Annotated in this window: 19 protein-coding genes and 1 tRNA gene; 13 read left to right on the forward strand and 7 right to left on the reverse strand. The window is 72.1% G+C overall.

The features are described from left to right. Positions 1-43: 43 nt before the first annotated feature. The gene (locus NX794_RS10285; protein WP_258778014.1) at positions 44-685 is read left to right on the forward strand and encodes a LytR C-terminal domain-containing protein; all 642 of its coding nucleotides are present in this window, start codon (positions 44-46) and stop codon (positions 683-685) included. Between the two features lie 338 nt (positions 686-1,023). Here NX794_RS10285 and upp read toward each other — a convergent pair whose 3' ends face one another. Then, a complete protein-coding gene (gene upp, locus NX794_RS10290) occupies positions 1,024-1,659 on the reverse strand; it encodes a uracil phosphoribosyltransferase (RefSeq protein ID WP_258778015.1) in 636 nt (211 codons plus the stop codon). Between the two features lie 152 nt (positions 1,660-1,811). On the opposite strand from upp, the gene NX794_RS10295 reads away from it, so the two are divergent. The 8 genes from NX794_RS10295 to NX794_RS10330 all read left to right on the forward strand — a co-directional run bounded on the left by NX794_RS10295 (position 1,812) and on the right by NX794_RS10330 (position 6,551). Beyond that, entirely contained in the window at positions 1,812-1,991 is a 180-nt protein-coding gene (locus tag NX794_RS10295; protein ID WP_258778245.1) for a hypothetical protein, read from the forward strand. Between the two features lie 343 nt (positions 1,992-2,334). Then, entirely contained in the window at positions 2,335-2,874 is a 540-nt protein-coding gene (locus tag NX794_RS10300) for a tRNA adenosine deaminase-associated protein (RefSeq protein ID WP_258778247.1), read from the forward strand. Positions 2,875-2,945: 71 nt separating this feature from the next. Next, positions 2,946-3,377, forward strand: coding sequence for a tRNA adenosine(34) deaminase TadA (gene tadA / locus NX794_RS10305; RefSeq protein WP_258778248.1), 432 nt, complete (start codon positions 2,946-2,948; stop codon positions 3,375-3,377). 69 nt (positions 3,378-3,446) lie between these two features. Further along, positions 3,447-3,531 (forward strand) — tRNA-Ser (locus tag NX794_RS10310). Between the two features lie 193 nt (positions 3,532-3,724). Next, positions 3,725-3,904, forward strand: coding sequence for a hypothetical protein (locus NX794_RS10315; protein ID WP_258778016.1), 180 nt, complete (start codon positions 3,725-3,727; stop codon positions 3,902-3,904). 53 nt (positions 3,905-3,957) lie between these two features. Then, positions 3,958-4,251, forward strand: coding sequence for a Dabb family protein (locus tag NX794_RS10320; RefSeq protein ID WP_258778017.1), 294 nt, complete (start codon positions 3,958-3,960; stop codon positions 4,249-4,251). Between the two features lie 180 nt (positions 4,252-4,431). Then, positions 4,432-5,268: an RNA polymerase sigma factor SigF gene (locus NX794_RS10325; protein ID WP_258778249.1), complete on the forward strand. Its 837-nt coding sequence runs from the start codon at positions 4,432-4,434 to the stop codon at positions 5,266-5,268. Between the two features lie 368 nt (positions 5,269-5,636). Beyond that, on the forward strand, positions 5,637-6,551 hold the full coding sequence (locus NX794_RS10330; protein WP_258778019.1) for an RNA polymerase sigma factor SigF: 915 nt from the start codon (positions 5,637-5,639) through the stop codon (positions 6,549-6,551). A 729-nt stretch (positions 6,552-7,280) separates the two neighbouring features. On the opposite strand, the gene NX794_RS10335 is transcribed toward NX794_RS10330, so the two are convergent. Next, positions 7,281-7,481, reverse strand: a complete 201-nt coding sequence (locus tag NX794_RS10335; protein ID WP_258778020.1) for a hypothetical protein — start codon at positions 7,479-7,481, stop codon at positions 7,281-7,283. A gap of 205 nt (positions 7,482-7,686) precedes the next feature. Between NX794_RS10335 and NX794_RS10340 the strand changes: the two genes are divergently transcribed. From NX794_RS10340 to NX794_RS10355, 4 genes are all read left to right on the forward strand, one after another. Then, complete coding sequence (locus tag NX794_RS10340) at positions 7,687-8,190, forward strand: MarR family winged helix-turn-helix transcriptional regulator (protein ID WP_258778021.1); 504 nt, start codon at positions 7,687-7,689, stop codon at positions 8,188-8,190. Between the two features lie 85 nt (positions 8,191-8,275). Beyond that, the gene (locus NX794_RS10345; protein ID WP_487416673.1) at positions 8,276-10,765 is read left to right on the forward strand and encodes an MFS transporter; all 2,490 of its coding nucleotides are present in this window, start codon (positions 8,276-8,278) and stop codon (positions 10,763-10,765) included. Between the two features lie 110 nt (positions 10,766-10,875). Further along, a complete protein-coding gene (locus NX794_RS10350) occupies positions 10,876-11,697 on the forward strand; it encodes a YceI family protein (protein ID WP_258778023.1) in 822 nt (273 codons plus the stop codon). Between the two features lie 50 nt (positions 11,698-11,747). Then, positions 11,748-12,224, forward strand: a complete 477-nt coding sequence (locus tag NX794_RS10355; RefSeq protein WP_258778024.1) for a PPOX class F420-dependent oxidoreductase — start codon at positions 11,748-11,750, stop codon at positions 12,222-12,224. Between the two features lie 9 nt (positions 12,225-12,233). Here the strand turns inward: NX794_RS10355 and NX794_RS10360 are convergent, their stop codons facing one another. From NX794_RS10360 to NX794_RS10380, 5 genes are all read right to left on the reverse strand, one after another. Further along, positions 12,234-12,992 (reverse strand): TetR/AcrR family transcriptional regulator, encoded by a 759-nt coding sequence (locus NX794_RS10360; protein ID WP_258778025.1) that lies wholly within the window; start codon positions 12,990-12,992, stop codon positions 12,234-12,236. Between the two features lie 153 nt (positions 12,993-13,145). Further along, positions 13,146-15,359, reverse strand: coding sequence for an ArnT family glycosyltransferase (locus NX794_RS10365; RefSeq protein ID WP_258778026.1), 2,214 nt, complete (start codon positions 15,357-15,359; stop codon positions 13,146-13,148). A gap of 37 nt (positions 15,360-15,396) precedes the next feature. Further along, entirely contained in the window at positions 15,397-16,683 is a 1,287-nt protein-coding gene (locus tag NX794_RS10370) for a bifunctional glycosyltransferase family 2/GtrA family protein (RefSeq protein ID WP_258778027.1), read from the reverse strand. A 14-nt stretch (positions 16,684-16,697) separates the two neighbouring features. Beyond that, positions 16,698-18,329 carry a sensor histidine kinase gene (locus NX794_RS10375; protein WP_258778029.1) on the reverse strand — a complete coding sequence of 544 codons (1,632 nt, stop codon included), beginning with the start codon at positions 18,327-18,329 and terminating at the stop codon, positions 16,698-16,700. Further along, positions 18,329-19,066 carry a response regulator transcription factor gene (locus tag NX794_RS10380; protein WP_258778030.1) on the reverse strand — a complete coding sequence of 246 codons (738 nt, stop codon included), beginning with the start codon at positions 19,064-19,066 and terminating at the stop codon, positions 18,329-18,331. Before NX794_RS10380 ends, NX794_RS10375 begins: the two co-directional genes overlap by 1 nt. Positions 19,067-19,125 lie beyond the last annotated feature (59 nt).

Genomic DNA, 19,125 nt, shown 5'->3' on the forward strand with positions numbered 1-19,125 from the left:
TCATCTGATAGGCATCGCCGCTCAGGCGCACTACGCTGCGTTCATGAGCATGCTGACGCCCCCTGGCATGGGCGGTAAGTACCGGATCACGGGGGACACCTACCCTCGGATGCGCCCGCACCGGCGCCTCGGCAGGCTCGTCGCCGCCGTGGTGGCCTCGGTCGCCGCGCTCGGCCTGGTCGGCTGGGGCACCCTGCAGCTCATCGACGTCTTCACCGGTGGCGGCGGCAAGGCCACGGCGGCCGGCCACAAGAAGGACTGCGCGATCAAGACCGCCGCTGCCGCCGCCAGTGTGCGCGGGAACGTCCCGGCGCCGGGCACGATCACGGTGAACGTCTACAACGCCACCAAACGTGGCGGGCTCGCCAAGACCACCGCCGACGAGCTGAAGAAGCGCGGCTTCCGGATCGGGGACGTCGGCAACGCGTCCAAGGAGTACGACAAGAAGGTCAAGGGCGCCGGGGTACTGCTCGGCGCGGCTTCCGCGCAGAACACCTCGCTGCCGGTGCTCGGCACGCAGCTGGCGGGTGCGGAGCGGCGCACGGACCCGGCCCGCAAGGCCGCGACGGTCGACCTGATCATCGGCGACGCCTTCAAGGGCCTGGCCACCCCGGCGGACGCCGCCCGCGCCCTGACCACCCTGAGCAAGCCGACCCCTTCGGCCGCGCCGGAGAAGGGCTGCTGAGCGCGGGGATCCGGAGCGGACGGGGGCGCGGGCACGCTACGGCCGACCACGCCGGCCCACCCCTCTGACCGGGCGACCTACGGCTGGTCGCGCCCTGAGACGGAGCCGAGCTTCGTACCGAACCAACTCCGCGCCCCTGAGACGGAGCCGAGCCGCGTACCGAACCAACTCCGCGCCCTTGGCGCGGCGCCCGGCGGCAATCCGGCCCGCGTTCAGCGGAAGCCGGCACCGCCCGCGCCCCTGACGCAACCCGCGCCCCCGGCGCAAGGCGCCGCCCCCGGTATCGAAGCAACCCCGCGCCGAAAGAAACCGTCTCGGAGAGTCCCCGAAGGACCCCGCTACTCCGCCGCGCCGTACAGGCGGTCGCCCGCGTCGCCCAGGCCCGGGATGATGTAGCCCTGGTCGTTGAGGTGGTCGTCGACGGCGGCCGTCACGACCGTGACGGGGGTGCCGGCCAGCTCGCGCTCCATGACCGCGACGCCCTCCGGGGCGGCCAGCAGGACCACGGCCGTCACGTCGTCGGCGCCGCGCCGGATCAGCTCCCGGATCGCCGCGACCAGCGTGCCGCCGGTGGCCAGCATCGGGTCGAGGACGTACACCTGGCGACCCGAGAGGTCCTCCGGCATGCGCGTGGCGTACGTGGAGGCCTCCAGGGTCTCCTCGTTGCGGATCATGCCGAGGAAGCCCACCTCGGCTGTCGGCAGCAGCCGCACCATGCCGTCCAGCATGCCGAGACCGGCGCGCAGGATCGGCACGACCAGCGGGCGCGGCCGGGCGAGCTTGACGCCGGTGGTGGTGGCCACCGGGGTCTGGATGTCGACCGCCTCGGTGCGCACGTCCCGGGTCGCCTCGTAGGCGAGCAGGGTGACCAGTTCGTCGGCGAGCCGGCGGAAGGTCGGGGAGTCCGTGCGCTGGTCGCGCAGCGTGGTGAGCTTGTGGGCGACCAGGGGGTGGTCGACGACGTGGAGACGCATGCCCATAACGGTACCCGCGCCCCGCCCCCTGCTCAGGACCGGCCGACCCTGGCGTCAAACCGGCCGACCGGGGGAAAGTGGAAGGGACGCTACTGGGGTGGTGCGACGTGTCTGACCTGTCCGACCTGTCCGACCTTTCGGAGAACGCGTCCATGGAGACCGGGGCCGCCGAGGACGCGGCACCCGAGACGGACGCCGAGCGCCGACGGCGGCGCGCCCGGTTCCTGCGCGAGCTGGCCGAGGCGCGGGCGTTGCGCGCCCGGGTGCAGCCGCGACGCGCCAAGGCCGCGCGACTTCGTCACACGATGCGGATGCGCACGTTCCGCTGGTAGCGGGCGGCCCCTCGGCGGCGGGCCCGGCGGTCCGCGGCGGAGCGGAGGTTCCACGCCCGTACCGGTGTTGCCGTGGTGGGGTGCGGGGGCGCGCGGGAAAGCCGCGTACGATCCGCAGGTGGCGGCAACGAGTGCGCTGCCGGGTCGACGACCGGTCCGCGACCGGTTCACGACCGGTTCGTGGTCGAAACAGCCAGACACAGCGACCGGAAGACGTCCCCTGGACGCCTTGTTTCTGCCACGATTCCGAGTGGGTGGGGCTCGGAGCCAAGCTCTCTCCGCCCACGAACCTCCGCCGGGGGGACCGCCAACCGGCACGCCTATGACCAGTGGGAGAGTCACGGTGTACTTCGCCGCACTGCTCGCGCGCACCGAAGACGGGTGGGAAGCGAGCGACACAGAGCTCGACGATGTGGAGTCCCTGTCGGATCTGGCCGACCTGGCCAGGGAGGCCTCTCCCGACGAGGACACGGTGCTCGTCCTGATCGAACAGGAGGACGCCTGGTTCGGCGTCGTACGCGTGGACGGCGAGGAAGACCCTCGCATCTACGTCTCCGACGCCGCGGCCGCCGCCCGCAGCGCCTACGGCGAGCTGCTGCTCACCGACGAACTGCTCGGCCGGGAGCCCGGTGCCGACGACGGCCCGGACCTGGACGCCCTGGACCTGGACGGCACCGAGGACGGCGAGTCCGAGGACGGCGACGGGTCGGAAGAGGACGGCGCCGGCGGCGACGCGGTGCCGCTGGGCCCGGTCGGCGACAGCGAGATCCTCGACGACCTGGGCATCGGCGAGAAGGAACTGCGCGCCCTGGACGCCGAGGACGCGCTCGGCTCGATCGCCGAGGCGCTCGGTGCCTCGGAGGTGCTGGAGACCGTCCGCTGACCGCCGCGAACACCGACGGCGGGGCCGTCCGCCCGGACCCGGACCCCGTGCGCGATCCCTGGCGGGCCGCGATGCGGCTCGCCCTGGCCGAGGCCGAACGGGCCGAACAGGGCGGTGACGTGCCGGTCGGCGCCGTCGTGCTGTCCCGGGACGGTACGACGGTGCTGGCCACCGGCCACAACGAGCGCGAGGCGACCGGCGATCCCACGGCGCACGCGGAGGTCCTCGCGATCCGGCGGGCGGCGGCGCTGCTCGGCGAGTGGCGGCTGACCGGCTGCACCCTGGTGGTCACCCTGGAGCCGTGCACGATGTGCGCGGGTGCGATCGTGCAGTCCCGGGTCGACCGGGTCGTCTACGGCGCCCGGGATGAGAAGGCGGGCGCGGCCGGTTCCCTGTGGGACGTGGTCCGCGACCGGCGCCTCAACCACCGGCCGGAGGTCGTCGCGGGGGTGCTCGCGGCCGAGTGCGCCCATCTGCTCACCGAGTTCTTCCGGGACCGCTGAGCCTCCGGTCGCCGGGGCCGCTGACCACCGATTTCTGACCATGCCCCGCCGTGCTGTAAGGTCTCCCTCGGTAGCGTGTCCGAGCGGCCGAAGGAGCTCGCCTCGAAAGCGAGTGTGGCGCAAGTCACCGAGGGTTCAAATCCCTCCGCTACCGCTCGAAGAGGGGCCTCATCGCGAGATGGGGCCCTTTTCGCATGCCGGGCACGGGCCGCACGGGCCCGCCAAGGGAACCGGCTCGGTGGGCCGTTGGTCTTCTCATATGACCTCAGGGTTATGCTCGCCGCCGGCAGGGGCTCAGGTGGCAACGCGAGGCAGAAGGCACAACAGAAGGCACAGGGGAGGCCGCGGTGGCGGTGAACGCCAAGAAGATCGCCGTGTACGTGCTCGTGGTCTTCGCGCTGTACGTGATCATCACGGATCCGGCCAAGGCGGCCGACTACGTCCAGATAGGCTTCCAGGGCATATCGGACGCGGCCAAGGCCGTCGGCGACTTCATGACCTGGGTCGCCAACGGAGCCAAGAACTGAGAGACCCGAGAACCGAAAGACCCCGAAGAACCGGAAGAACCGAGGGACGCCCCATGATCCGCCACCTGGTCCTCTTCAAGCTCAACGAGGGCGTCGAACGCGACGATCCGCAGGTCGTGGCCGGGGCCGAGGCCTTCCGCGCACTCGGCGACCGGATCCCGGAACTGCGGTTCTGGGAGTGCGCCTGGAACATCAGCGACCGCCCGATCGCCTACGACTTCGCGATCAACTCGGCCGTCGAGGACACCGCCGCCCTCCAGCGCTACCTGGAGCACCCGGCGCACCAGGCGGGCGTGGCGCTGTGGCGCGAGTTCGCCACGTGGGTGATGGCCGACTACGAGTTCTGAGTCTCCCGGCACGGCAGCCCCCCGTCGGCGCGACGGGGGGCTTTCCTGTGTTCACCTCAACTTGCCGTTTTCCGACGTGTTTGAGAACAACACGGCGTTATGCGGTGCTTGCACACAGTGCACATGTCTTGTGATGCTATGACCGCTTTTGACGGATGATGGACGGACGAAGAGGTGGCGTTGACCGTGCCGGCCAGTACTGCGCCGCCCCAGGACGAGGCACCCGCCCCGCCCCCGCCGGCTCCCGAGAAACGCCGCGGCGCCGACACCCGGGCCCTGACCCAGGTGCTCTTCGGCGAACTGAAGCAGCTCACCCCCGGTACGCCGGAGCACAACCGGGTACGGGGGGCGCTGATCGAGGCGAACCTCCCGCTCGTGCGCTACGCCGCCGCCCGCTTCCGCTCCCGCAACGAGCCGATGGAGGACGTCGTCCAGGTCGGCACCATCGGCCTCATCAACGCCATCGACCGCTTCGACCCCGACCGGGGCGTGCAGTTCCCCACCTTCGCGATGCCGACCGTCGTCGGCGAGATCAAGCGCTACTTCCGGGACAACGTCCGCACGGTGCACGTACCGCGCCGGCTGCACGAGCTGTGGGTGCAGGTCAACAGCGCCACCGAGGACCTCACCACCGCCTTCGGACGCACACCGTCGACCGCCGAGATCGCCGAGCGGCTGCGGATCAGCGAGGACGAGGTGCTGTCCTGCATCGAGGCGGGGCGGTCGTACCACGCGACCTCGCTGGAGGCGGCGCAGGAGGGCGACGGGCTGCCCGGCCTGCTGGACCGCATCGGCTACGAGGACCCCGCCCTGGACGGCGTGGAACACCGCGACCTGGTCCGGCACCTGCTCGTCCAACTCCCCGAGCGCGAGCAGCGGATCCTGCTGCTGCGTTACTACAGCAACCTGACCCAGTCCCAGATCAGCGCGGAACTCGGCGTCTCCCAGATGCACGTCTCCCGGCTTCTCGCCCGCAGCTTCCAGCGACTGCGCTCGGCGAACCGTATCGACGCGTAGTCGCTCACGCGTAGTCGCCTACCAGTTCCCGGTGGGCGCATACCGGGCGCCCCGCAGATGCACAGCAGGCGCACCGAAGCACACACCCGAACAGCCCTGCATCGCAAACCTGATCGAGCGCTCACCGGCGCGAGCGAATCGCTCACCAGGGACGTTGTCGGCAGTTGGGACCCGAGACACCGTCACACCCCGTCTCTCCAGGGCCTATTCGGATCTTCTGTGTCGACATGTCACTACAGCGCGTTGCCGACATGTGACATTCTGCGGGAAGCGCGTTTGCCGGGGCTCCGGCGCCGGTATTCAGGTGAAGGCTGCGTTGCTCGCACGACAGCGCCGCCCCGACCGTCCCGCGACCCAAAGGGGGTGGCATGTCCGCAGAACAGGGCAGCTCGAAGGTGCTGGCGCCCGCGAGGAGCGAGGCAGCGCCCAAGGAGCTCGACGCACTCGACGTCCTCGACGGCATCGAGGGCGTCACGACCCTCGACGCCGTGCCGGCCCCGGCCGCTCCCGCCGTGGGCGAGGCCATCGACACCCGCACCCTGTCCCGCTCGCTCTTCCTGCGGCTCGCCGCACTCGGCGAGAACAGCCCCGAGCGGGCCTACGTCCGGGACACCCTGATCGAGCTGAACCTGCCGCTGGTCCGCTACGCGGCGGCGCGTTTCCGCTCCCGTAACGAGCCGATGGAGGACATCGTCCAGGTCGGCACCATCGGCCTGATCAAGGCGATCGACCGCTTCGACTGCGAGCGGGGGGTGGAGTTCCCCACCTTCGCGATGCCGACGGTCGTGGGCGAGATCAAGCGGTTCTTCCGCGACACCTCCTGGTCGGTGCGCGTCCCGCGCCGGCTCCAGGAGCTGCGGCTGGCCCTCACCAAGGCCAGCGACGAGCTGTCGCAGAAGCTGGACCGCTCCCCGACGGTGACCGAACTGGCCGCGGTGCTCGGCGTCTCCGAGGAGGACGTGGTCGACGGCCTCGCGGTCGGCAACGCGTACACCGCCTCCTCCCTCGACTCGCCGGCCCCGGAGGACGACGGCGGCGAGGGCTCGCTGGCCGACCGGCTCGGCTACGAGGACACCGCGCTGGAGGGCGTGGAGTACCGCGAGTCCCTGAAGCCCCTGCTGGCCAAACTCCCGCCCCGGGAGCGCCGGATCATCATGCTGCGCTTCTTCGCCAACATGACCCAGTCGCAGATCGGCGAGGAGGTCGGCATCTCCCAGATGCACGTCTCCCGCCTCCTCACCCGCACCCTGGCCCAGCTCCGCGACGGCCTGATCGCCGACTGACCCACCCAGCCCGAACCCCCGGCCGCCGAGCACCTCGGCGGCCGGTCGTGCTCTGCGCGGGCGGGGGCGTGGTACGCCGAATCCCAGGGCCGGTGACAGCGCGGGGCATGGTGCCGGCCGCCCGCCGCCAACCAGTGTGCGGTACCGCTGACGCGGCTCGGGGAGGGCGGGCAGTACGAGGCACATCGCGATCGGCCGCGACCGAGCCGTAGGCCGGAACCATCGCCGATCACCACGGTGGCCACGCGCAGACCGAGCACCGCGCCGCCCCCACGACGCCGACGGGTTACGGCGCAGCGCCGCTGACCGGCGGGCCGGGCACGGAGAGCGGCAGCGCCTGGTCGCCGGAGGGCGCCCGTGTGGCGGTCTCGGACGGTTGTGTAGCGGTCTCGGACGGTTGCTGTCGTCGAGTGCGTGACAGCGACAGCGGTGTTGCCGCGGGTCGGGGGGCTGCCCTCGGTCACAGGGGCGAGCCGGCGTGGGCCACGGTGCCGCCACGTCGGCGGGGCGTGCTGGACTGCGCGGCCGGCGTGGAGCGGTGCGTCCACCGGATCGCCGGGCCGGTTCGGCGGCCGTCGGGTGTCCGGGCCGGGTGGCGTCCCCGCCGGTTGGCGTCCCCGCCGGGCGGCGGGACGCGGTGCGGTCCGCCCGCCGCGTGCCGCCCCGCCCCCGCGCACGCCAAAGCCGCGCCGGGCCCAAGTGGCCCGGCGCATGAGCAGGCAGCCCCCGTTACTTCAGGGCCAGCCAGGCGACGCCCGCCACCACGGCCAGGGCCACGATGATGCCGATGATCAGGCCGAGGCGCGGGCCGGAGGAGGTGGCGGCCGGCTGCTGCTGCCTGCCCTGGGGCGCCTCGTCGACGAAGGCGCGGAACATCTGGGTGCTGCCGGCAGGGTCGTAATTGCCCTGAGGGCCCTGGGTGTTAGCCATGGCCCGAGACACTAGCGAATCCCGCCGACCGACCCAAGTGCGGGGCCACCGGGACAGACGGGGGCAGCCCGGCCGCCGTCACCTGCGTGTTTACACTCGCAATACTTGCCTTTGCCAAGTTTTTGCGCCAGCCCGTCCCGGTTTATTTGCCTTCAGCAACCAAACGGACCTATGGTTGCCCCAAGCAACGAATACGGGAGGTGTGATGGCCGAGCAGGCGCAGTTCGAAGAGCTGGCGCGTCAGCTCAGTGCCGTCGGAGCCGTGAAACGGGACATGGAGCGGATCCTGCCGCCCGACTGCCCGGCCGGCTCGGCCGCCGTGCTGGCCCTGCTCGGGCGCCACGGCGACATGCGCATGAGCAAGCTCGCGGAGCTGCTCGCCGTGGACATGTCGGTCACCAGCCGGCATGTCGCGCACGTCGCCGCGCGCGGCTGGATCGGGCGGGCACCGGACCCCGCGGACAAGCGTTCGCGCATCCTGCACCTGACCCCCGAGGGGCTGCGGCAGCTCGACGAGCTGTCCCGGCGGAGCACGCACCTGCTCGCCGAGCGGCTGGCCGACTGGTCCGACGACGAGGTCGGCCAGCTGATCCGGCTGATGACGCGGCTGCGCGCCTCCTTCGGCGACTGCCGCTCGGTCCCGCTCCGGCACATCCCGGCGGCGACTCCCGCGTTCGAAGAGACCACCCGTACACCCGCAAGCACGTAAGAAAAGGAAGCCCATGGCAACGACCACACCAGCCGGTGTGCGGGCTCACGCCAAGCACGGGGGAGGCTCCCACGGCGACGCCCCGATGACGCACCGGCAGATCATGGAGGCCCTGTCCGGGCTGCTGCTCGGCATGTTCGTGGCGATCCTGTCGTCCACGATCGTCTCCAACGCCCTGCCGCACATCATCGGAGACCTCGGCGGCGGCCAGTCCGCCTACACCTGGGTCGTCACCGCCGCCCTGCTGTCGATGACCGCGGCCACTCCCCTGTGGGGCAAGCTCGCCGACCTGTACAGCAAGAAGGCCCTCGTCCAGATAGCCCTGGTCATCTACGTGGTCGCCTCGATGGCGGCCGGCCTCTCGCAGAACCCCGGCATGCTGATCACCTTCCGCGTGTTCCAGGGCATCGGCGTCGGCGGCCTGTCCGCCCTGGCGCAGATCGTCATGGCGGCGATGATCTCCCCGCGCGAGCGCGGCCGTTACTCCGGCTACCTCGGCGCCACCTTCGCCGTCGCCACCGTCGGCGGCCCGCTGCTCGGCGGTGTCATCACCGACACCTCCTGGCTGGGCTGGCGCTGGTGCTTCTACGTCGGCGTCCCCTTCGCGATCATCGCGCTGATCGTCCTCCAGAAGACCCTCCACCTGCCCGTCGTCAAGCGCGAGGTCAAGGTCGACTGGGGCGGCGCGACCCTCATCGCCGCCGCCGTCTCCCTGCTGCTGATATGGGTCACCTTCGCCGGTGACAAGTACGACTGGGTCTCCTGGCAGACCTACGCCATGGTCGGCGGCTCGGTCCTCCTCGGCGCGCTGTTCGTGCTCGTGGAGTCCAAGGCCAGCGAGCCGATCATCCCGCTGCGCCTGTTCAAGAACCGCACCATCACGCTGGCGTCGCTCGCCTCGCTGTTCGTCGGCATCGCGATGTTCACCGGCACCGTGTTCTTCAGCCAGTACTTCCAGCTGGCCCGCGACAAGTCCCCGACCATGTCGGGCGTCATGACCATCCCGATGATCGGCGGTCTGTTCGTCTCCTCGACCGTCTCGGGTCAGTTCATCACCCGCACCGGCCGCTGGAAGGCCTGGCTGGTCAGCGGTGGCGTCCTGGTGACGGCCGGGCTGCTGCTGCTCGGCGGCATCCGGTACGACACCGACTACTGGAAGATGGCCATCTACATGGCCCTGTTGGGCCTCGGCATCGGCATGATGATGCAGAACCTGGTGCTCTGCACGCAGAACCAGGTCTCGCCCGCCGACCTCGGCTCGGCCAGCTCCACGGTCACCTTCTTCCGTTCCCTCGGCGGCGCGGTCGGCGTCTCGGCGCTCGGCGCCGTGATGTCCCACCGGATCACCGACTACGTCAAGGACGGCGTCTCGGCGCTGAGCCCGAAGTACCAGGCCGCGCTGGCCCAGGGCTCCGGCTCCACCGACACCATCCCGGACATGGACAAGCTCCCGGCGCCCATCCGGACGCTGATGGAGAGCGCCTACGGCCACGGCATCGCCGACGTCTTCTTCATCGCCGGCTGCCTCGCCGCCCTCGCCTTCCTGATCACGCTGTTCATCAAGGAGGTCCCGCTGCGCACCAAGGGCGGACTGGCCCAGGCCGCCGAGGGCCAGGCCCCGGTGACCGACCCGGCCGCCGCCCCCGCGGTCGCCGAGGCCCAGGAGCAGGCCCCGCTCGCCCAGCCGGTCCCGGCCGCGGTCGCCGCCGCACCGGCCGACGGGGACACCTTCACCCGCGCCGCCGCCACGGCCACCCTGCCGACGACGGCCGTCGCCACGGCCGCCGAGCCCGGCACCGGTGACGGCGTCGGCGGCGGCACCCCGGTGCACGGCTTCGTCCGCGGCGCCGAGAGCGCCCCGGTCCCGGGCGCCGCGGTCACCCTGATCTCGCTGTCCGGCCGCCAGCTCGGCCGCGCGGTCGCCCAGGCCGACGGTTCCTACGGCATCGGCGCCCCGGGCACCGGCTCGTACGTGCTGATCGCCTCCGCCGACGGCTACCAGCCGCAGGCCTCCACCATCGTGGTGGGCGAGGAGCCGCTGCCGTACGACATCCTGCTCAGCGGCACCAGCGGGCTGACCGGTGTGGTCCGGGCCGCCGGGAGCGCGCTGCCGGTCAAGGACGCGATGGTGATCGTCACCGACGTGCGCGGCGACCTGCTGGCCACGGCCGCCACCGGTGAGCAGGGCGAGTTCGCCCTCACCGAGCTGGTGCCGGGCGTGGTGACCGTCGCCGTCAACGCGAACGGGTTCCGGCCGCGCGCCCTGCCGGTCGAGGTCGGCACCACCGGGGTCACCCGGGTCGAGGTCGACCTGGACGCCGGCGCCCGCCTCCAGGGTGTGGTCAACGCCCCGCACGGTCCGCTGGCCGACGCCCGCGTGACCCTGGTCGACCAGGCCGGCAACGTGGTGGGCAGCGCCACCACCGGCTCGGACGGGGCGTACGCCTTCACCGACCTGAACAGCGGCGAGTACACCGTCATCGCGACGGGCTACCCGCCGGTGGCGACGGCGCTGACCGTCTCCGGCACCGGTGTCGACGACCACGACATCGAACTCGCCCACCCCGGCGAGTAGTCACACCTTCCGGCCCGTGGCGCGCACGCGGCCCCGCCAGGCCGCGGCGCGCGCCACGGGCCGGATTCCTCTACGACCGGTTCGTACGCATGTGCAGGGAGAAAAACGGGATGGGACTGACCGCGAAGATCCGTACGCGGGACGGGTGGGCCGTGTCGCACGCGGTCGTGACGGTGACCGACATGACCGGTACGCAGGTGCTGCGCGCCGAGACGGACGCCGAGGGGGCCGTACGGGACGCCACCGAACTGGCGCCGGGGGCGTACACGGTGATCGTGACGGCCGTCGGGTACGCGCCGGCGGCGTCCAGCGCGATCGTCACCGCGAGCGGCCGGGCCGAGGTCGGCACGGTCACCCTGGCCCGGCAGGGCGGCACCGAGCTGCCGCCGCCCGGCCCCTGGACGATCGACCCGGTGCACTCCTCCGTCGCCGCGGTCGCCCAGCACCTGGGGATCTCCAGCGTGCACGGCCGGTTCACGGAGTTCGGCGGCACCATCGAGATCGCGCCCGACGAGGTCGCCAAGTCCCGCGTGGAGGCGGTGATCAGGGCCGCGTCCGTCGACACCGGCAACGGCATGCGCGACACGCACCTGCGCTCGGGCGACTTCCTCGACGTGGAGAACCACCCGGAGATCACCTACCGCTCCACGGGCCTGACCCAGGCCGGACCCGACCGCTGGACGGTGCTCGGCGAGCTGCGGATGCACGGTGTGGTCCGCCCCGTCGACCTGGACCTCGCCTACCTCGGCACCGGCGCCGACCCGTGGGGCGGCACCCGGGCGGCGTTCCGCGCCACGGCCGAGCTGCACCGCGAGGACTTCGCCATGAACTACAACCAGGTCCTCCAGGCGGGCATCGCCGCGATCGGCACCACCCTGAAGGTGGAGCTGGACATCCAGGCGGTGCAGGGCGACACGCTGCCCCAGGCGTAGGCACGGCAGGGTCAGCCACGGGGGCGTCCCCCGCCCCTAGGCTGACCCCCATGGCACCGAACATCGCTACCACCACCCGTGTGTCGCCGGCCGAGCTGCTGGACTTCGTACGGCCCCGGCACCGGGCCCTGCTGATCACCCGCCGGGCCGACGGCGGCCCCCAGGCCTCGCCGCTGACCTGCGGGGTGGACGACTCGGGACGGATCGTGCTCTCCACGTACCCGGAGCGGGCCAAGACCCGCAACGCCCGGCGCGACCCCCGGGTCAGCCTGCTCGTGCTGAGCGACGACTGGAACGGGCCCTGGGTGCAGATCGACGGCACCGCCGAGGTCCTCGACTCCCCCGACTCGGTGGAGCCGCTGGTCGAGTACTACCGCAACATCGCCGGCGAGCACCCCGACTGGGACGAGTACCGGCAGGCCATGGTCAAGCAGGGCAAGTCCATCATCCGGGTGACACCGGAGCGCTGGGGCCCGGTGGCCACGGGCGGCTTCCCGGCGCGGCTGGTGAGCGGGGAGCAGCAGTAGGGGGCTCGGTCAGTCCCGGGCGACCATGGCCTCGATGCCCGCGATCAGCAGGTCGAGCGCGAAGGTGAAGTCGCGCTCCAGCATCTCGGCCACCGAGTCCCCGGCGCGGGCGTCCACGATGTCCCGGGACTCCTCGATGTAGTCCGCGCCCAGGGCGCCCTGCCGCACCGAGTCCATGGTGCGCCGGTAGTAGTCGTCCGGGGAGAGTCCGGTGTCGGCGATACGGGACATGAAGTGCACCTCGATGGTGCCGAAGCCGTACACGAACTGGAACACCGCCGCGATGGCACCCGTCAGGCGGTGGGCCGGCAGGCCGGTGCGGCGGACGACGCGCTGCACGGTGCGGGAGAAGGCGAGCGAGGTGGGGCCGATGTTCAGATACCGGCCGGCCAGCGCGGACACCCAGGGATGGCGCACCAGCATCGCCCGGTACTCGTCGGCCAGCGCGCGCAGTTGCTCCCGCCAGTCCTGGCTCTCGTCGGCGGGGTCGGGCAGCACCGGCTCGCCGTAGACCGCGTCCAGAGCGAGTTCGAGCAGGTCGTCCTTGGTGTCGACGTACCAGTACAGGGACATCGCGGTGACGTTCAGCTCGGCGGCCAGGCGGCGCATGGAGAACCTCGCGAGTCCCTCGGCGTCGAGCAGCCGTACGGACACCGCCGTGATCCGCTCACGGTCGAGCCCCGAGGGCTGGCCCCCGCGCCCGCCCCGGCGGACCGGCTCCGCCAGCCACACACTGCCCCGCGCCGCCCGCTCCGCTTCCTTCGCCACCGGCGCACCTTTCTCTCATCCGCCCGCTGACCGCATGCCAGGACCGCACCTCTACCCATACCCCCGGCTGCTCAGGCGATCTGAGACGCGCGTACGCCGCACAGCGGTCCGCTGTGCGGCGTACGGCGCGTGACGTTCGGTCAGTCGCTCGTCTCAGCTGCTCGTCTTCCGGGTCAGGTCGTAGAAGGTGGCCGAACCGGCCGTCACGTTCGTGAAGTTGGCCTCGACCCAGGAGCTGATCTGGGAGGACGTGCCGCTGCCGCTGCCGGCACCCTCGCGAGAGCCGCCGCCCATGGCGCCGCCGGAGATGAAGTAGTGGATCTTCCCCTCCGACACGTACTTCTTGAACTGGGCGAGGGTCGGGGACGGGTCGGTGCCGTTGAAGCCGCCGATCGCCATGACCGGATCACCGGTGGCGAGCTGGTAACTGGCCGCGTTCTGGGAGCCGATGGAGGCGGCGACCCAGGTGTAGTCCGAGGCGTTCTTCTCCAGCAGCTTCTTGGCCTCGGCGGAGACGCTCGCGCCGTTCAGGAGGCCGCCGGCACCGCCCGCGCCACCGCGCTCGCCCATACCGCCGCCGAAGCCGCCACCGGGGAAGCCATTGCCGTTCCGCTGGCCCTGGCCTTGTCCCTGTCCCTGACCCTGGCCCTGGCCCTGCTGGCCGGGCATGCCGCCGCCGAAGCCGCCGCCCGGGAACCCGTTGCCGTTGCCCTGTCCCTGCCCCTGCCCCCGTCCCAGGCCCGGCATGCCCTCGCCGAAGCCGCCGCGCAGGCCACCACGGCCGCCGAAGCCGCCCATCATGCTCGCGCCCGCCGGGCCGGCCGTCACGATGGAGCCGCTGTGGCCCTCCCGGAGGGTGGTGACGGTGTAGGCGGTCGAGCCGGCCAGCGCGGTCACCAGACCGAGCGCCGCGCTCGCGAGGGCGAGCCGCCGGGTGAGGCGGCCCACGAAGATCAGGCCGAGTGCCGCCGTGAGTCCGCCGATCAGGATCAGCCACTTCAGCCAGGGCAGGTAGTCGGGGGTGCGGTTGAGCAGCACGTATCCCCAGGCCACCGCCGCGACCACGGACGCGGCGAGGGCGAGCGACACCCACGTCTGCTTCCGCTTCTCCCACAGCAGCCCGGCGCCCATGCCGGTCACGGCCGCGAGGTAGGGCGCGAGGGCCACGGTGTAGTACTGGTGGAAGATGCCCGCCATGAAGCTGAACACGGCCATGGTCGTCAGCAGCGAGCCGCCCCAGACCAGGAGCGAGGCCCGGGTGACGGACGTCCGCCGCAGCCCGCGGGTGGTCACCAGCGCGGCGACCAGCAGGACCAGCGCGGCCGGCAGCAGCCAGGAGACCTGGCCGCCGACCTCGGAGCCGAACATCCGGTCCCAGCCGGTCTGGCCCCACATGCCGCCGCCCGCGCCGCCGCCGGGGCCGCCGCCCCCGCCGACGCTGCCGGTCTCCTCGCCGTTCAGCCGGCCGAACCCGTTGTAGCCGAAGGTCAGTTCCAGGAAGCTGTTGTGCTGCGAGCCGCCGATGTACGGCCGCGAGGACGCCGGCCACAGCTCCACCACCGCGACCCACCAGCCGCCCGAGACGACCAGCGCGAGCGTCGCCAGGGCCAGCTGTCCGAGCCGCTTCTTCCACGCCACCGGAGCGCAGAACGCGTACACGAGCGCGAGCGGAGGCAGGATCAGGAAGGCCTGGAGCGTCTTGGCGAGGAACGCGAACCCGATGACGGCCCCGGCCCACACCAGCCACTTGGTACGGCCGTCCGCCACGGCCCGCACGACCAGGTAGCAGGCCACCGACATCAGCAGCGCCAGCATCGCGTCCGGGTTGTTGAAGCGGAACATCAGCGCCGCCACCGGGGTGAGCGCGAGCACCGCGCCCGCGATCAGGCCGGCCGCCGGGCTGAACCTGCGCCGTACCGCCGCGTACACGACGGCGACCGTGGCCACGCCCATCAGCACCTCGGGGACGAGGATCGCCCACGAGTTCAGGCCGAAGATCCGTACCGACAGCTCCATCGGCCACAGCGAGGCCGGGGGCTTGTCGACGGTGATGGCGTTGCCCGCGTCCAGCGAGCCGAAGAAGAACGCCTTCCAGGACGTGCTGCCGGCCTGTACGGCCGCCGAGTAGAAGGAGTTGGCGTAACCCGAGGCGCTGAGGTTGTAGAGGTAGGCCAGGAGTGTGGCGGCGAGCAGCGCGAGGAGGGCCGGGCGCGCCCAGCGGGGGTCCTCGGGCCGACCGCGCCACAGCCGGTGCGGGAACGGCGGCCGGGGCTCGCTCGCCCCGGGTGCCGCTTCGGGCGCGGCCTCGGGCGCGGTCGGGGCCGGCTCCCGGACCGCCGTGCCGGAGGGGTCGGTGTGGGGGGTCATGGGGGTTCCCTCGGTCGGTGTCATCGGGCGGTCGGTGTCATCGGGTCGGGACCCGCTGGATCCGCGGCTCGGCGGGGGCGTCGTAGGAGCGGTCCGGGAAGACCCAGGCGCGGAAGAGGAGGAACCGCAGGACCGTCGCGGCGAGGTTGGCGGCGATCAGGACCGCCAGCTCGGTGGAGTGCGCCGGGTGCGCGTTGGCCATGCCGAGGGCGGCCAGCGAGCCGCTGGTCAGGGCGAGGCCGATACCGAAGACGACCAGTCCCTGCGCCTGGTGGCGGACGGCGCCGCCCCGGCCGCGCACCCCGAAGGTGAGCCGGCGGTTGGCGGCCGTGTTGGCGACCGCCGACACCAGCAGCGCGAGCGCGTTGGCGGTCTGCGAGCCGGCGAACTCCCGGAAGCCGCTGTAGAGCAGCAGGTAGAACAGCGTCGACAGGCCGCCCACCACGCAGAAGCCGACGAGCTGCCGGGCCAGGCCCCGGGGCACGTCCGTCAGTTCGCGGTCGCGCGGGTCGTCGCCGAAGGGCCGGGCCAGCCGGTCCAGCGGCAGCGAGCCGGTGGCCAGCGCCCGGCCGACCCGCCAGACGCCCTTGAGGTCGTCGGTGGCGGTCTTCACGATGTGCACGGTGGAGTCCGGGTCGTCCACCCAGTCGACCGGCACCTCGTGGATGCGCAGCCCCGCCCGCTCGGCGACGACCAGCATCTCGGTGTCGAAGAACCAGCCGGTGTCCTGCACCAGCGGCAGCAGCACCTGCGCCACGTCCCGCCGGATCGCCTTGAAGCCGCACTGCGCGTCCGAGAAGCGGGCCTGGAGGGAGCCGCGCAGGATCAGGTTGTAGGCGCGGCTGATGAACTCGCGCTTGGGGCCGCGCACCACCCGGGAGCTGCGCGCCAGCCGGGAGCCGATGGCCAGGTCGGAGTGGCCGGAGATGAGCGGGGCGACCAGCGGCAGCAGCGCGTTGAGGTCGGTGGACAGGTCGACGTCCATGTAGGCGAGGACCGGCGCCTCGGACGCGGACCACACGGTCCGCAGGGCGCGGCCCCGGCCCTTCTGCTCCAGCCGGTGGGCGGTGACCTCGGGCATCTCCGCCGCGAGCCCGGCCGCCACCAGCGGGGTGGAGTCGGTGGAGGCGTTGTCGGCGACGGTGATGCGGAACGCGTACGGGAAGGTGCGCGTCAGGTGCGCGTGCAGTCTGCGCACGCACGGTTCGAGGTCCTTCTCCTCGTTGTAGACGGGGATCACTACGTCCAGGACAGGCGTACCGGCGTCCGCGGCCGGGAGGTGCTCCCGCGCCGGCAGGGTGCCGGGAGAAGAGTCGGTTCGCATGACACGAACCTTTGTCACGTGCCCTGTCGCGCCCATGTGGCGAGGCTGTGGTGCGCCTGTGAGTGCTGTTGCCGCTTTGTTTCCGGGGTCTGGTGGGAGGCCGGCGCGGGCAGGTGCAGGGTGAACACCGTGCGCCCGGGGACGCTGTCCACGGTGACCTCGCCGCCGTGCGCGGCGGCGACGGCCTGCACGATGGCCAGCCCGAGCCCGGTGGACCCGGTGGCCCGGGTGCGCGCGGAGTCGCCCCGCGCGAACCGTTCGAAGACGTGCGGCAGCAGCTCGGCCGGGATGCCCGGACCGTCGTCCTGGACGTCGACGCACAGCCGGTCCCCGGCCCGCCGCACGCGCGCGGTGACGGTCGTACCGGCCGGTGTGTGGGCGCGGGCGTTGCCCAGCAGGTTGACCAGCACCTGCTGGAGCCGGGCGGCGTCGGCGCGGACCAGGGCGGGTTCGTCGGGCAGGTCGAGCCGCCAGTTGTGGGTCAGGCCGGCCGCGCGGGCGTCGCTGACCGTGTCCACGACCAGCGGTACGAGGTCGGTCTGCTCGAACTGGAGCGGCCGGCCGGCGTCGAGGCGGGCCAGCAGCAGCAGGTCCTCCACCAGCAGGCTCATCCGGCCGGCCTCCGACTCGATCCGGCCGAGGGCGTGCCGGGTGTCCGCCCCGACCTGCTCCCGGCCGCGCCGGGTCAGCTCCGCGTAGCCGCGGATGGAGGCCAGCGGGGTGCGCAGCTCGTGGCTCGCGTCGGCGACGAACCGCCGTACCCGGGTCTCGCTCTGCTGGCGGGCGTGCAGCGCGCCGTGCACGTGGTCGAGCATCCGGTTGAGCGCGACGCCCACCTGGCCGACCTCGGTCCGCGGGTCGCACTCCGACTCCGGGACCCGCTCGTCCAGGTTCACCTCGCCGCTGTGCAGCGGCAGCTCGGAGACCCGGGTGGCGGTGTGGGCGACCCGGCGCAGGGGGCGGGTCGCGACCCCGACGATGACGGTGCCGGCGAGGGAGGCCGCGAGGAGCCCGGCGGCGGTGACGCAGACCTCCACGAGGATGAGGGTGCCGATCGTGCCGTCGACGTCCTTGGTCGGTATGGCGACGTAGAAGGAGCCGTTGTCGCCGCTGCGGTACTCGACCCGGTAGCCGCCGATGCCGGGGAGGTCGACGGTGTACTGCCCGCCGTCCCGGGGCACCTTGGCGAGGGTGCCGCGCTGGGCGTCGTCGAGCGAGGCGACCTTCATCTCCAGGTCGCTGGTGCGCTTCACGCTGCGCTTGGCGTCGCTGATGGTGCCGTCGACCAGCTGGGCCGCGATGGTGCCCACCGGCTGGGGGCCCTTGAGGACGAAGTCGCTCACGCTGGTCGAAGGCGACCGGCCCTTGCGCGTGCCGGGGATGAGGCCGTCCACCGGCTGCCGAACCGACGTGGGCTGCCGGTCGCCGGGCGGTCCGAAGGCACCGGAGGCGCGCGAGGCGACTTCGTTCAGCTGGCCGTTGAGCTGTTCGTACAGATGCGAGCGCAGGGCCAGCGTGGTGACCGTGCTGATCACGGCGCAGACGACGGCGATCAGCACCACCGAGGCGACGACGAGGCGCGTCCGCAGCGTGCGTGTCTGTCCCGCCAGACGCCGGCGCGGACGCGGCCGCCGCCGCCCGCTCATCAGGCGGCCGGCTTGATCAGGTACCCGGCGCCGCGCCGGGTGTGGATCATCGGCTCGCGTCCCGCGTCGATCTTCCGGCGCAGGTACGAGATGTACAGCTCGACCACGTTGGCCTGGCCGCCGAAGTCGTACGACCACACGCGGTCCAGGATCTGCGCCTTGCTGAGCACCCGGCGCGGGTTGCGCATCAGGAAGCGGAGCAGTTCGAACTCGGTGGCGGTCAGATGGATGGAGTCGCCGCCCCGGAAGACCTCGTGGCTGTCCTCGTCCAGGGTCAGGTCGCCGACCACCAGCACCGAGTCGGAGCGCCGGTCGACGGCACCGGAGCGGCGGATCAGCCCGCGCAGCCGCGCCACGACCTCCTCCAGGCTGAACGGCTTGGTCACGTAGTCGTCGCCGCCCGCGGTGAGCCCGGCGATACGGTCCTCCACCGCGTCCTTGGCGGTGAGGAACAGCACGGGCACGTCGGGCAGTTCGCGGCGCAGCCGCCCGAGGACGGCCAGCCCGTCCATGTCGGGCAGCATCATGTCGAGCACGACGGCGTCGGGCCGGAACTCACGGGCCGTCTGCAGAGCGCCCTGCCCGTCTCCCGCACTCCTGATCTGCCAGCCCTCGTAACGCAGGGCCATGCTCAGCAGTTCGGTGATCGACAGCTCGTCGTCCACCACCAGCACACGGACAGGACTCCCGTCCGCCCGCAGCAGTTCGGTACGCCCCTGGGGCGAGGTCGTGGTCATACCGGACACCCTGTCGACGCCCTCTGAGAGGAGGCTTTCCTGAATCTGTGAATTCGCTG

Source organism: Streptomyces pyxinicus, assembly GCF_024753135.1.
Lineage (GTDB): Bacteria > Actinomycetota > Actinomycetes > Streptomycetales > Streptomycetaceae > Streptomyces > Streptomyces pyxinicus.

What these genes read in the sequence shown, in the direction of transcription:
- NX794_RS10330 (WP_258778019.1), top strand. Translation starts at nt 5,637, where the DNA reads ATGTCCGCAGAACAGGGCAGCTCGAAGGTGCTGGCGCCCGCGAGGAGC.
- NX794_RS10350 (WP_258778023.1), top strand. Translation starts at nt 10,876, where the DNA reads ATGGGACTGACCGCGAAGATCCGTACGCGGGACGGGTGGGCCGTGTCG.
- NX794_RS10380 (WP_258778030.1), bottom strand. Translation starts at nt 19,066, where the DNA reads ATGACCACGACCTCGCCCCAGGGGCGTACCGAACTGCTGCGGGCGGAC.
- NX794_RS10340 (WP_258778021.1), top strand. Translation starts at nt 7,687, where the DNA reads ATGGCCGAGCAGGCGCAGTTCGAAGAGCTGGCGCGTCAGCTCAGTGCC.
- NX794_RS10295 (WP_258778245.1), top strand. Translation starts at nt 1,812, where the DNA reads ATGGAGACCGGGGCCGCCGAGGACGCGGCACCCGAGACGGACGCCGAG.
- NX794_RS10365 (WP_258778026.1), bottom strand. Translation starts at nt 15,359, where the DNA reads ATGACCCCCCACACCGACCCCTCCGGCACGGCGGTCCGGGAGCCGGCC.
- NX794_RS10375 (WP_258778029.1), bottom strand. Translation starts at nt 18,329, where the DNA reads ATGAGCGGGCGGCGGCGGCCGCGTCCGCGCCGGCGTCTGGCGGGACAG.
- NX794_RS10345 (WP_487416673.1), top strand. Translation starts at nt 8,276, where the DNA reads ATGACGCACCGGCAGATCATGGAGGCCCTGTCCGGGCTGCTGCTCGGC.
- NX794_RS10370 (WP_258778027.1), bottom strand. Translation starts at nt 16,683, where the DNA reads ATGCGAACCGACTCTTCTCCCGGCACCCTGCCGGCGCGGGAGCACCTC.
- NX794_RS10355 (WP_258778024.1), top strand. Translation starts at nt 11,748, where the DNA reads ATGGCACCGAACATCGCTACCACCACCCGTGTGTCGCCGGCCGAGCTG.
- NX794_RS10320 (WP_258778017.1), top strand. Translation starts at nt 3,958, where the DNA reads ATGATCCGCCACCTGGTCCTCTTCAAGCTCAACGAGGGCGTCGAACGC.
- NX794_RS10285 (WP_258778014.1), top strand. Translation starts at nt 44, where the DNA reads ATGAGCATGCTGACGCCCCCTGGCATGGGCGGTAAGTACCGGATCACG.
- NX794_RS10335 (WP_258778020.1), bottom strand. Translation starts at nt 7,481, where the DNA reads ATGGCTAACACCCAGGGCCCTCAGGGCAATTACGACCCTGCCGGCAGC.
- upp (WP_258778015.1), bottom strand. Translation starts at nt 1,659, where the DNA reads ATGCGTCTCCACGTCGTCGACCACCCCCTGGTCGCCCACAAGCTCACC.
- tadA (WP_258778248.1), top strand. Translation starts at nt 2,946, where the DNA reads ATGCGGCTCGCCCTGGCCGAGGCCGAACGGGCCGAACAGGGCGGTGAC.